Below are 12,681 nucleotides of genomic sequence, written 5' to 3'. Positions count from 1 at the left end.
CAGCCCATACGTACGGGTAACTTCCCAGACAGCCCAAGCAGACCACCCGGTACGTCAATGGAGCCGTGATGCCCGAAGCCGTGATCGTCTCAGCCGCCCGCTCCCCCATCGGCCGCGCCGTCAAGGGCTCCCTCAAGGACCTCCGCCCGGACGACCTGACCGCCACGATCGTCCAGGCCGCCCTGGCCAAGGTCCCCGAACTGGACCCGAAGGACATCGACGACCTGATGCTCGGCTGCGGCCTGCCCGGCGGCGAGCAGGGCCACAACCTCGGCCGGATCGTCGCCGTGCAGATGGGCATGGACCACCTGCCGGGCTGCACCATCACCCGGTACTGCTCCTCCTCCCTGCAGACCTCCCGCATGGCCCTGCACGCCATCAAGGCCGGCGAGGGCGACGTGTTCATCTCCGCGGGCGTGGAGACGGTCTCCCGCTACGCCAAGGGCAGCTCCGACGGCCTGCCCGACACGCACAACCCGCTCTTCGCCGACGCCGAGGCCCGTACGGTCGCGACCGCTCAGTCCGAGGGCTCCACCTGGCACGACCCGCGCGAGGACGGCCTGCTGCCCGACCCGTACATCGCGATGGGCCAGACCGCCGAGAACCTGGCCCGCGCCAAGGGCGTCACCCGCCAGGACATGGACGAGTTCGGCGTCCGCTCGCAGAACCTCGCCGAAGAGGCCATCAAGAACGGCTTCTGGGAGCGCGAGATCACCCCGGTGACCCTCCCCGACGGCACGGTCGTCTCCAAGGACGACGGCCCCCGCGCCGGCGTCACCCTGGAGGGCGTGCAGGGCCTCAAGCCGGTCTTCCGCCCCGACGGCATGGTCACCGCCGCCAACTGCTGCCCGCTGAACGACGGCGCCGCGGCCCTCGTCATCATGTCCGACACCAAGGCCCGCGAGCTCGGCCTCACCCCGCTCGCCCGCATCGTGTCGACCGGCGTCTCCGGCCTGTCGCCCGAGATCATGGGCCTCGGCCCCGTGGAGGCCAGCAAGCAGGCCCTGCGGCGCGCCGGGCTGACCATCGACGACATCGACCTGGTCGAGATCAACGAGGCGTTCGCCGCGCAGGTGATCCCCTCCTACCGCGACCTGGGCATCCCGCTGGAGAAGCTGAACGTCAACGGCGGCGCCATCGCCGTCGGCCACCCCTTCGGCATGACCGGCGCCCGCATCACCACCACGCTGATCAACTCCCTGCAGTTCCACGACAAGCAGTTCGGCCTGGAGACGATGTGCGTCGGCGGCGGCCAGGGCATGGCCATGGTCATCGAGCGCCTCAGCTGAGCGGCGCACCGTAGCCGCCATAGCACCCGCTGTGAGCCCCCGGCCCAGAACCCTGAAAACACCAGGGTTCTGGGCTGTTTTGTGATCCAATCTCCCCCAGGATGTGACCTATCTCCCTCCGCCAGGGGAGAACCCCAGGTCACAGCAGCCCCACCCCCTCCCCCGGCACCGAAGCCCTGTCCGTTTCGTGACGCTACGCACTGACAGCTGGTTAGTCCGCCCTTCAAGCTGATGTAGGAAGTCGGGGGTCGACTTTGAACCGGGAGTACGTCAGTGAGCGCCATGCCGATCGCGTTGCTGGTCACCACGGCCGCCACGGGCGCCGTGGGCGTCGCCGTCCTGCGCACCGTCCTGCAGCTGCGCCGGCAGGTCGCGGCCCTGCACACCGCGCTGGCCGAGAGCCGCGCCGCCACCACCCGTGCGCTGCTGCCGGCCGCTCGTGCCACTGCCGACACCGATGAGATACGTGCCGCCGTGGCGGCCGCGCTCGCCGAGGAGCGGGAACGGGAGCTCGCCGAGGCGCGGGCGTTCTGGGCCGCCCAGGAGGTCCGTGACGCCTCCGACACGCCTTCTCTGCTGGGCCTGCCCGAGACCGATCTGTTTCTGCCCCGGCAGGCCGATTTCGCGGGTCTGGAGCCGGTGTCCGAGCCCGGCGCGGAGGCCGAGGAGCCGGCCGCCGAGTCCCCGGAGCTGGCCGCGGCCCGCCGCCGCCACCCCTCCCACCCGGACTTCGTGCCGGCGCAGTCGCCGGTCGTGAACGACCACGAGCGCACCGTCGCCACCCTGGAGGAGCTGGCCTCCTCCCGCGTCGAGCTGACGGACGTCCGCCCCGGCCCGCTGGGCACTCTGGACGTGTACGTCTTCGCCGACGGCACGACCCTGTGCATGACCCCGGGCCACCGGGAGACGGCGGAACACCTCGCGGCGGCCCTGCGCACGGGCAAGACCCCGGTCCTCCTGGGCGGCTCCGGCATCTCCGGCGCCTACACCCTGACGTTCGAGTGCGGCGAGGAGAACGTCTACATCCTGGCCGACCGGGTCATCGCGTCCCTGTAGTCAGGGGCGCGGGGAACTGCGCGAGCAACCACACGAAACCCGCACCCGCAAGCGCCGCTCAGACCCCGGCCCGCTTCTGCGCCTCCTCCACCAACGTCACCGCTTCCGCGACGTCGGCGTCACCAGGAACCACAACGGCCAGATCATGCCCGGCCACGGTGATCTGATCTGCCGCTGCAAACATCCCCGCATCCGGCATCTCCCGGGGCTCCACGCCCTCGAGGACCTGCGCCCTCCGGGCCAGCTCCCTGGCCAGCTCCAGAGCCTCGGCGGCAGCGCCCCGCTGCAACCGGCTCTGGGGCGCGGCCCTCAAACGATCGGCGAAGTGCTCCACCGCACGGGTCAGAGGCGTCGTATCAACCACGCCGCGAGCGTACGCGTCGCACCGGGACTGTTGCCAACGGGCGAACACTCAGGCACGGTGACCTGAAGGACCGGCTTACATCCCAGCGTCCGGAGGCGCCGATGTCCCAAGTCTTCTCCGAAGAGACCCATCGCAACATGCTCGCCCGCATCCCGCACTGCACCGGTCGTGAGATCTCCGACTGGTTGCGGACCGTCGAGGACGGCCCGTCACTCTTCCGCTTCGAGGAAAAAGTCAGCTGGCTCCGGCACGAACACAACCTCGCGTACGGCCACGCCAAGGCGATCATTCACGAGTACGACCTGAGGAGGGCCGCGCGCAAACTGCTCTAGGCGCGCACCGCTCCGGGCCCGTACGCCTGGACGACGAAGGGCCCCGGCCGAAGCCGGGGCCCTTCGCGCTACGACCGTCGAAGCTAGTCGTTGCTGTTGAGGATCGAGATGAGCCTCAGGAACTCCAGGTAGATCCACACCAGCGTCAGCGTGAGGCCGAAGGCCGCGAGCCAGGCCTCCTCGCGCGGGGCGCCGTAGGCGACGCCGTCCTCGACCTGCTTGAAGTCCAGGGCGAGGAAGCAGGCGCCGAGGATGATGCCGATGACGCCGAAGACGACGCCGAGGGCACCACTGCGGAAGCCGAGGCCGTCACCGCCGCCGAACACCGCGAACAGCAGGTTCACGGTCATCAGCAGGATGAAGCCGAGCGCGGCCGCCATCACGAAGCCGTAGAAGCGGCGGTTGACGCGGATCCAGCCGGCCTTGTAGGCGATGAGCACACCGGCGAAGACCGCCATGGTGCCGATCACGGCCTGCATGGCCGCGCCGTCGGCGATGCGGTTGTCGACGATGTTGGAGATGACGCCGAGGAAGACACCCTCGAACGCGGCGTACGTCAGGATCAGCGCGGGCGAGGCCTTGCGCTTGAAGGACTGCACGAACGCCAGGACCATGCCGATCAGGGCGGCGCCGATACCGATGCCGTAGCTACGGCTGATGTTGGCGTCGTCGACCGGCAGCAGGGCCCAGGAGAGCGCCGCGGTGAGGATGAGCACGCCGAGGGTGCTCGCCGTGCGCAGGACGACGTCGTCGATGGTCATCCGGCCGGTGGTGGCCGGTGCCTGCGGCGGCGCGCCGTGCTGCAGGTCCTGCTGGGCGTAAGGGTTCTGCGCGTACGGGTTCTGCGCGTACGGGTTGCCCGTGGGCTGCGCGTACGGGCTGCCCTGGGTGGCGACAGCGGGACCCCCGGCCTGCGGCGCGGTGTTGAAGCCCGCGTAGCCGTTGTCGCGGCTGAACCCCCGTCGCGAGAAGACCGGGTTTCTGCTCCTCATTTCACTCCTCCATGGCCACCAGGCGTGGCCTTGGCTCAAGAGTAATAGGTAGGCAAAGGAATGACCCTACTGCTTGGGGAGGATCTTTCCCTCGTCATGCTGCGCAACACGCTACGTGGCGTCGTGATTCCCCTCACCGGAGGGGGTCATTCACCGGCTGGCCCGAAAGGGAAGCCCGTGTACGCCTCCGCCAGGTCCGTCTCGGCGGCACGGGAGGAGGCGATCCGCTCCAGCCGGGCGAGCTGGAGCCGGTCCTCGAAGGCGGTCGCGCCGGGCGCGCGGTGCAGCAGGGTCGTCATGTCGTAGGAGAACCGCTCGGCCTGCCAGACGCGGCGCAGGCAGGTCCGCGAGTAGGCGTCGAGCAGCTCGGGCGATCCGGTCTCCTGCCGGTGGATCAGGGCCCGGGCGAAGGTGACGACGTCGCCGGCGGCGAGATTCAGCCCCTTCGCGCCGGTGGGCGGCACGATGTGCGCGGCGTCGCCGGCGAGGAAGAGGCGGCCGTGGCGCATGGGCTCGTGGACGTAGGAGCGCATGGGGGTGACCGTCTTCTGGGTGATCGGGCCGCGCTGGAGGTACCAGTCGTCGTCGGTCTCGAACCGGCGCTCCAGCTCGTCCCAGATCTCCTCGTCGTCCCACGCCCCGGGGTCGGTGCCGTCGGCCACCTGGAGGTAGAGGCGGGAGACGGCCGGCGAGCGCATGGAGAGCAGGGCGAAGCCGCGGTCGTGGCGGGCGTAGACGAGCTCGTCGTGGGAGGGCGGCACGTCGGCGAGGATGCCGAGCCAGCCGAAGGGGTACGTCCGTTCGAAGACCTGGGTGAGTCCGGCGGGGATCGCCTTGCGGGCCACGCCCCAGAAACCGTCGCAGCCGACGACGTAGGAGCACTCCAGGACGTCCTCGCGGCCCTCGTGCCGGAAGCGGATCCGCGGGGCGTCGGTGCCGGCGTCCTCCACGGCCAGCGCCTCCGCCTCGAAGAGCAGGGGCCCGCCCTCCCGGAGCTGGAGGGCGATGAGGTCCTTGCACACCTCGGTCTGGGCGTAGACCATCACGGACCGGCCGCCGGTGAGCCCGGGGAAGTCGACGCGGTGGCGCGTGCGGTCGAAGCGCAGCTCGATGCCGTCGTGGCGCAGCCCCTCGCGGTCCATGCGCTCCCCGGCGCCGGCCGCGCGCAGCACGTCCGCCGTGCCCTGCTCCAGGATCCCGGCGCGCTGCCGCCGCTCCACGTAGGCCCGGTCGCGGCTCTCCAGGACCACGGAGTCGATGCCGGCGTTGTGGAGCAGCCGGGCGAGGAGGAGGCCGGCCGGGCCCGCTCCGATGATGCCGACGGTGGTACGCATCGGGCGACCTCTTCTCATCCATCCGCGTTCGTCTGGTGAAATTTCCTTCACCATGTGTCTGTGAGTTTCCGACGGCATGCGGTCGCTGTCAACGGGCACGCCGTGAACTCTTCAATGGACCACGCAGGGATCGGAAGGTGCCCGGAGCCGGACTTGAACCGGCACGCCCGCGAAGGGGCAGCGAGGTTTAAGCTCGCCGTGTCTGCATTCCACCATCCGGGCAGGCCGTGGGCTCCGCATCGAGGTTCCGAGACTATCCGGACGGGTCCCCCGAACAGCGGAAGCGTGGACCGATGTTGTCTTATTTTATTGACGTCTGAGGGTGCATCAGCACACGGAACACGCCATCCGCACTTGCCAATAGCCTTGCGTGCGACGGTCGGCCGCGCATGCGGAATGACGGAATTTCACCGCCCGAACGAGGGCACTCCACCTGTTCTTGACACCCGGACGCATCGGTTCCCGACACCCGCGCCCCTCGGGGGTGTTCGTCATCCCCAGGTATGACACCGCCCACGCGCGGTCAGACCGCAGTCGGCCTCCGGAACCGGAGCAACGGGTGACTACACGGCGGCGTGGGACCCGGACGATGGAACACGTCCTTCCCCGAACCCAGCCGTCCGACAGGAGAGCCATCCCGTGACCACCGCACCCCTCACCGACCGGGCCACCACCGCGGCCGCGCGCGCCACGGATCTTTCGAAGATCTACGGGCAGGGTGAGACCCAGGTGGTCGCCCTGGACCGCGTCTCCGTGGACTTCCGGCAGGCGGAGTTCACCGCGATCATGGGCCCCTCCGGCTCCGGCAAGTCCACGCTGATGCACTGCGTGGCCGGTCTCGACTCCTTCTCCTCCGGGTCGGTGCGCATCGGCGACACCGAGCTCGGCTCCCTGAAGGACAAGCAGCTGACCAAGCTGCGCCGGGACAAGATCGGCTTCATCTTCCAGGCGTTCAACCTGCTGCCGACCCTGACGGCGCTGGAGAACATCACCCTCCCGATGGACATCGCGGGGCGCAAGCCGGACAAGCAGTGGCTGGACTCCGTCATCCGGATGGTCGGTCTGGCGGACCGGCTCGGCCACCGCCCGTCCCAGCTCTCCGGCGGCCAGCAGCAGCGCGTCGCCGTGGCCCGGGCGCTCGCGTCCCGGCCCGAGATCATCTTCGGGGACGAGCCCACCGGAAACCTCGACTCGCGCTCCGGCGCCGAGGTGCTGGGCTTCCTGCGCAACTCCGTGCGGGAGCTGGGCCAGACGGTGGTGATGGTGACGCACGACCCGGTGGCCGCGGCCTACGCGGACCGGGTGATCTTCCTGGCGGACGGCCGGATCGTCGACGAGATGCACGGGCCGACGGCCGACTCCGTGCTCGACCGCATGAAGGCGTTCGACGCCAAGGGCCGCACCAGCTGATCCCCCGTCAGGACCGACAGGACTGAGAAGAAGAACCCATGTTCCGTACCGCCTTGCGCAACGTGCTCGCGCACAAGGCCCGGTTGCTGATGACCGTGCTCGCCGTGATGCTCGGCGTCGCGTTCGTCTCCGGCACCCTGGTCTTCGCCGACACCCTCTCCAACGCCTTCCGCAACCAGTCGGCGAAGAGCTATGACGACGTCGCCGTCTCCGTCAGCTCGTACGCCGACCCGGACAACCCCGAGGAGGTGCCCGGCCTGACCGGCAAGGACCTCGACCGGATGTCGGCCGTGGACGGCGTCGCCGGGGTGTACGGCCGCGTCGAGGGCTTCGCCGGGGTCGCCGACCCAGACGGGAAGCTGATCGGCGTCGGCTGGTCCAACAAGGGCTCCAACTTCGCCCCCGGCAAGGACGGCAAGGACCCCGCCTACACCTTCACCGACGGCTCGGGCCCGGTGCGGGACGACCAGATCGCCCTGGACAAGGACTCCGCGGCCAAGGGCGAGTACCGGGTCGGCGACCGGGTGCGCGTCGCGACCAACGGCCCGGTGAAGGAGTACACCCTCAGCGGGGTGTTCACCACCGAGGACGGCGCCGTGAACGCCGGCGGCAGCCTCGTCCTCTTCGACACCGCCGTCGCCCAGAAGCAGTACCTGAAGCCGGGCTACTTCGAGAGCGCCACCGTCACCGCCGCCCCCGGTGCGAACGACACGGCGATCCTGGACGCGGTCAAGCCGCTGCTGCCCGGCACCGCCGAGGCGCAGACCGGCCAGGCGCTCGCCGACGAGCAGGCCGAGCAGATCGAGCAGGGCATGGGCAACCTCAAGCAGGTCCTGCTCGGCTTCGCGGGCATCGCGCTCTTCGTCGGGATCTTCCTGATCTCCAACACCTTCACGATGCTGGTCGCCCAGCGCACCAAGGAGATCGCCCTGATGCGTGCCGTCGGCGCGTCCCGCAGGCAGATCACCCGCTCGGTGCTCGCCGAGGCCGCGCTGGTGGGTCTGGTCGCCTCGGCCGTCGGCTTCGTCCTCGGCATCGGCCTGGCGGTCGGGCTGCGCTCCGGCATGGCCGCCTTCGACATGAAGATGCCGGACGGTCCGCTGGTGCTGTCCGCCACGCCGGTGATCGCGGCGTTCGCGGTGGGCGTGCTGATCACGACGTTCGCCGCCTGGCTGCCCGGCCGCCGGGCCGCGAAGATCCCGCCGGTGGCGGCCATGAACAGTGTCCACGCGGTGGCCACCACCAAGTCCCTGGTGCTGCGCAACTCCATCGGTGCGGCGGTCACCGCCCTCGGCGCGGTGGGGATCGTGGCGGGTGCATCGACCGGCGGCGACGACGGCCGGATGTACATCGGGGCGGGCGCGTTCCTGGCGCTGATCGGCGTGATCATCCTGATCCCGCTGCTGTCCCGGCCCGTGATCGCGCTCGTCCGCCCGCTGCTCGTCGGCCCCTTCGGGGTGGCGGGCAAGCTCGCCGGCCAGAACGCCGTCCGCAACCCGCGCCGCACCGGAGCCACCGCCTCGGCGCTGGCCATCGGACTGACGCTGGTGACCGGTCTGTCGGTGCTCGGCGTCACGGTCGGCACGGCCATCGACAAGATGACCACCGACAACATCAAGGCCGACTACATGGTCTCGATGGCCAACGGCGGTGGCCTCGACCGGTCCGCGCTGTCGGCCCTGGAGAAGGCGAAGGGCGTGTCCGCGGTCTCGCCGCAGCAGGACGCCTACTTCAAGGTCGACGGCGACGACTTCGTGTCCGCCTCGGCCGTCACCCCGGGCGACATCGAGAAGGTCCTGACCGTCGACGTCGTCAGCGGCAGCGCCGCCTCGCTCGCCGAGGGCCGGATCGCGGTCGCCGAGAAGACGGCGAAGAACAGGGGCTGGAAGACCGGCGACAGGCTCCCTGTCACCTTCGGCGACGACAAGAAGGCCACGCTGACGGTCGGCGCCGTCTACAAGGACAGCGAGTTCCTCTCCCCCGTCCTCGTCGACCGGAAGGTCGTGGACCGGCACGAGACCAAGCCGTCCATCATGCAGATCTTCGTGAAGATCGACGGCGGCCAGTCGGCAGCGAACGAGAAGGTCCTCGTCGACGCCCTGGGCGACAACCCGGCGATCACCGTGATGGACAAGCAGGACATCCGCAACGAGTTCGGCGGCGCCATCAACACCCTGCTGAACGTCATGTACGGCCTGCTGGCGATGGCCCTGATCATCGCGGTGCTGGGTGTCGTCAACACCCTCGCCATGTCGGTCTTCGAACGGCAGCAGGAGATCGGCATGCTGCGCGCCATCGGTCTGGACCGGCGCCGGGTGAAGCGGATGGTCCGGCTGGAGGCCGTGGTCATCTCGGTGTTCGGCGCGGTGGTCGGCATCGGTCTCGGGGCGTTCCTCGGCTGGGCCATCGGTGAGACCTTCGCGGACCAGATCCCGGGCTACGCGCTGGTCCTGCCCTGGGACCGGATCGGGATCTTCCTGGTGCTGGCCGGTTTGGTGGGTGTCTTGGCCGCGATGTGGCCGGCCCGCAACGCCGCCCGGCTCAACATGCTGAACGCGATTAAGGCCGAGTGACCCGGCCGCGCCGCGGCACACCGAAGGGCCGGCTCCCCCGCTGCGGGGAGCCGACCCTTGCCGTCGGTACGGGTCAATCGCGGCCGGCCGCACCCCAGGTGCGGGCCCGCAACGGCATCCCGGAGGCGCCCGACTCCGGGGTCCGGACGGCCAGGACCTGGTTGACGCCGATGCGGTTGCGTTCGAAGGCCAGCGCGGACGCCGCCATGTACAGGCGCCAGACGCGGGCCCGGCCGGGGCCGGCCAGCTGGGCGGCACGCTGCCAGTCGGCCTCCAGGCGGGACACCCACTGGCGCAGGGTGAGGGCGTAGTGCTCGCGGATCGCCTCGACGTCGCGCACCTCGAACCCGGCGCGCTCCAGCTGGGCCACCGTGCCGCCGATCGGCTGGAGCTCGCCGTCGGGGAAGACGTAGGAGTCGATGAACGCGTCGACGCTGTACGACGACTCGTCCCGCTGGGGGCGGCGGGCGATCTGGTGGTTCAGGAGCCGCCCGCCGGGCTTGAGCAGGTTGAACAGGTCGTCGGCGTACTCCAGGTACCGCTCGGCGCCGACGTGTTCGGCCATGCCGATGGAGGAGATCGCGTCATAGGGGCCGTCGCGGACGTCGCGGTAGTCCTGGACGCGGATCTCGACCTTGTCGGTGAGGCCCTCGCCGGCGACGCGCTTGCGGGCGTAGGCGGCCTGCTCCTGCGAGAGCGTGACGCCGACGACGCGCACGCCGTGCTCGCGGGCGGCGTGGATGGCCATCGAGCCCCAGCCGCAGCCGACGTCGAGGAGCCGCAGGCCGGGTCTCAGACCGAGCTTGCGGCAGACGAGTTCGAGCTTGTCCCGCTGGGCCTGCTCGAGGGTGCTGTCCGGGGTGGGCCAGTAGGCGCAGGAGTACACCATGGACGGGCCGAGGACGATCTCGTAGAAGTCGTTGCCCACGTCGTAGTGGTGGCTGATGGCGCGCCGGTCGGTGCGCTTGGTGTGCAGGTGGCGGCGGGGGCTGCGGGCCTCTTCGCGGGGCGGGGCGGGCGGCAGCGGGGGTCCGGCGAGTCTGACCAGCCCGCGGACGGCGGCGCGGACCTCGGGGTCGCGCAGGGCCTGGGCGAGGGTGCGGGCGTCCTCGCCGCGCTCCCAGATGAGACCCGCCAGCAGATCGAGGGCCGCGTAGAGGTCGCCCTCGATGTCGAGGTCCCCCGCCACCCAGGCGCGGGCCAGGCCCAGTTCGCCCGGCTTCCACAGCAGGCGACGCAGCGCTCGCCGGTTGCGTACGACCAGGGCCGGGGCGCCCGGCGGGCCGGCCTGCGAACCGTCCCAGGCGTGGATGCGCACCGGCAGCGGTGCTCCCAGCAGCTGTGTGAAGAGGCCCTGCAGCCGCGGCGCGGCGTCTGCCATGGTGTACACCTCCGTGACAGGTAATCCCGGAATGTCGGACACCACGTAAACACCTGTGGGGCTTCGGCGCAGTCCCCGGCACGCGTCATGTCTGGGCAAAACACGCCGAAGGGCCTCCCGCACCACGGATGGCGGGAGGCCCTTCGTCAGGCGGATGACCGACCGGAGGTCAGGAGGCCTTGGCCTTCTCCTCGGTCTTCTCCTTCGGCGCGGCGGCGACCGGGGCCGGCTTGGCGGCCTCGTAGAACTCCTCGCGCGGCGTCTCCATCGCGCCGAGCGAGACGACCTCGCGCTTGAGGAACATCGCCAGGGTCCAGTCGGCGAAGACGCGGATCTTGCGGTTCCAGGTCGGCATCGCCAGGCCGTGGTAGCCACGGTGCATGTACCAGGCGAGACGGCCCTTGAGCTTGATCTTCATCTTGCCCATGACGATCATCGCGACGCCCTTGTGGAGGCCGAGACCGGCCACCGCGCCCTTGTTGGCGTGGGCGTAGTCCTTCTGCGGGAAGCCCCGCATGCCGGACACGACGTTGTCGCCGAGGACCTTGGCCTGGCGCAGCGCGTGCTGGGCGTTCGGCGGGCACCAGGCGTTCTCGTTGCCCGCCTTGCGGCCGACGAGGTCCGGGACCTGGGCGTTGTCGCCGGCGGCCCAGATGTAGTCGGTGCCCTTGACCTGGAGGGTCGGCTCGCAGTCGACGTGACCGCGGGGGCCGAGGGGCAGGCCGTAGCGGGCCAGGGCCGGGTTCGGCTTGACGCCGGCGGTCCAGACGATGGTGCTGGAGTCGACCTCCAGGCCGTTCTTCAGCACCACGTGGCCGTCGACGCAGGAGTCCATGGAGGTGGACAGGTAGACCTCGACGCCGCGGCCCTCGAGGTGCTCCTTGCCGTACTTGCCGAGCTTGGGACCGACCTCGGGGAGGATCTTGTCGGCGGCGTCGACCAGGATGAAGCGCATGTCCTCACGGGACACGTTCTTGTAGTACTTCGAGGCGTCCCGGGCCATGTCCTCGACCTCGCCGATGGTCTCCGCACCGGCGAAACCGCCGCCCACGAAGACGAAGGTGAGCGCCTTGCGGCGGATCTCCTCGTCGGTGGTGGAGTCGGCCTTGTCGAGCTGCTCGAGGACGTGGTTGCGCAGGCCGATGGCCTCCTCGACGCCCTTCATGCCGATGCCCTGCTCCGCGAGGCCGGGGATCGGGAAGGTGCGGGAGACCGCGCCGAGCGCGATCACCAGGTAGTCGAAGGGCAGCTCGTAGGCCTCGCCGACCAGCGGGGAGACCGTGGCGACCTTGCGGTCCTGGTCGATGGTGGTGACCCGGCCGGTGAGAACCTCCGCCTTGGGCAGCACGCGTCGCAGCGGGACGACGACGTGGCGCGGGGAGATGTTGCCGGCGGCGGCTTCGGGGAGGAAGGGCTGGTAGGTCATGTACGACCGGGGGTCGACGACCGTGACGGTCGCCTCGCCGTAGCGCATCTTCTTCTGGATGCGCCGAGCTGCGTACAGGCCTACGTACCCACCGCCTACTACGAGGATCCTGGGACGCTCCGTGGTGCTCATGCCATCGAGTATCCACCCGTCTCAGGGGGGTGGCTCGTGCGCCCCTTCACAAGCTCGGGTGGGGTGTGTGTTATCCTCCGCGACCCGCGTGATCCATGTCATGGTGACAACCGGGCCGCTTTATGCACCGCGGAGGGTTGTCAATGGCGCGTGAGCTGCCTCTCTGTGCCCGAGGAGCCGCCGTGAGGACCTTCGGAGCGTCACCGCGAGCCTCTCCCCGGACACCTCCATACCATGCTTCTGAACATGTTCAAGGGCCTGTTCAGCCCCCGGACGGGTCAACGGGACCCCTCTCTTCGCCCGGGAGGGCCGAATTCCTTGTGAAGAACTTCACGAACTTTTCCGACGGGCTGTCTCCCGGGGGTCGTCCGGACCCCCGGGAGACGCTCATT

At 69.9% G+C, this 12,681-nt stretch carries 10 protein-coding genes and 1 tRNA gene; 5 read left to right on the top strand and 6 right to left on the bottom strand.

From position 1 onward, the window contains the following. Positions 1–68 precede the first annotated feature (68 nt). Positions 69–1,289 (top strand): acetyl-CoA C-acetyltransferase, encoded by a 1,221-nt coding sequence (locus tag HNR57_RS20045; protein WP_161364366.1) that lies wholly within the window; start codon positions 69–71, stop codon positions 1,287–1,289. Positions 1,290–1,562: 273 nt separating this feature from the next. Next, positions 1,563–2,345, top strand: a complete 783-nt coding sequence (locus tag HNR57_RS20040; protein WP_184561368.1) for a hypothetical protein — start codon at positions 1,563–1,565, stop codon at positions 2,343–2,345. Positions 2,346–2,403: 58 nt separating this feature from the next. Here HNR57_RS20040 and HNR57_RS20035 read toward each other — a convergent pair whose 3' ends face one another. Continuing rightward, complete coding sequence (locus HNR57_RS20035) at positions 2,404–2,709, bottom strand: hypothetical protein (RefSeq protein ID WP_184561367.1); 306 nt, start codon at positions 2,707–2,709, stop codon at positions 2,404–2,406. A 101-nt stretch (positions 2,710–2,810) separates the two neighbouring features. Between HNR57_RS20035 and HNR57_RS20030 the strand changes: the two genes are divergently transcribed. Next, on the top strand, positions 2,811–3,041 hold the full coding sequence (locus HNR57_RS20030; protein WP_033312036.1) for a DUF4287 domain-containing protein: 231 nt from the start codon (positions 2,811–2,813) through the stop codon (positions 3,039–3,041). Between the two features lie 83 nt (positions 3,042–3,124). On the opposite strand, the gene HNR57_RS20025 is transcribed toward HNR57_RS20030, so the two are convergent. From HNR57_RS20025 to HNR57_RS20015, 3 genes are all read right to left on the bottom strand, one after another. Beyond that, positions 3,125–4,033: a Bax inhibitor-1/YccA family protein gene (locus HNR57_RS20025; RefSeq protein WP_184561366.1), complete on the bottom strand. Its 909-nt coding sequence runs from the start codon at positions 4,031–4,033 to the stop codon at positions 3,125–3,127. A gap of 146 nt (positions 4,034–4,179) precedes the next feature. Next, positions 4,180–5,367: a 4-hydroxybenzoate 3-monooxygenase gene (locus HNR57_RS20020; RefSeq protein ID WP_184561365.1), complete on the bottom strand. Its 1,188-nt coding sequence runs from the start codon at positions 5,365–5,367 to the stop codon at positions 4,180–4,182. A 138-nt stretch (positions 5,368–5,505) separates the two neighbouring features. Next, a tRNA-Leu gene (locus tag HNR57_RS20015) sits at positions 5,506–5,589 on the bottom strand. A 417-nt stretch (positions 5,590–6,006) separates the two neighbouring features. On the opposite strand from HNR57_RS20015, the gene HNR57_RS20010 reads away from it, so the two are divergent. Both HNR57_RS20010 and HNR57_RS20005 read left to right on the top strand, forming a co-directional pair. After that, positions 6,007–6,777 (top strand): ABC transporter ATP-binding protein, encoded by a 771-nt coding sequence (locus tag HNR57_RS20010; protein WP_033312039.1) that lies wholly within the window; start codon positions 6,007–6,009, stop codon positions 6,775–6,777. Positions 6,778–6,815: 38 nt separating this feature from the next. Continuing rightward, a complete protein-coding gene (locus HNR57_RS20005; RefSeq protein WP_184561364.1) occupies positions 6,816–9,350 on the top strand; it encodes an ABC transporter permease in 2,535 nt (844 codons plus the stop codon). Between the two features lie 73 nt (positions 9,351–9,423). On the opposite strand, the gene HNR57_RS20000 is transcribed toward HNR57_RS20005, so the two are convergent. Beyond that, a complete protein-coding gene (locus HNR57_RS20000) occupies positions 9,424–10,731 on the bottom strand; it encodes a class I SAM-dependent methyltransferase (protein WP_184561363.1) in 1,308 nt (435 codons plus the stop codon). A gap of 169 nt (positions 10,732–10,900) precedes the next feature. Next, on the bottom strand, positions 10,901–12,289 hold the full coding sequence (locus HNR57_RS19995; protein WP_161364351.1) for an NAD(P)/FAD-dependent oxidoreductase: 1,389 nt from the start codon (positions 12,287–12,289) through the stop codon (positions 10,901–10,903). Between the last annotated feature and the right edge of the window lie 392 nt (positions 12,290–12,681).

It is taken from the genome of Streptomyces paradoxus, from assembly GCF_014202475.1.
GTDB lineage: Bacteria > Actinomycetota > Actinomycetes > Streptomycetales > Streptomycetaceae > Streptomyces > Streptomyces paradoxus.
This window is presented reverse-complemented; position numbering and strand designations above follow the sequence as displayed.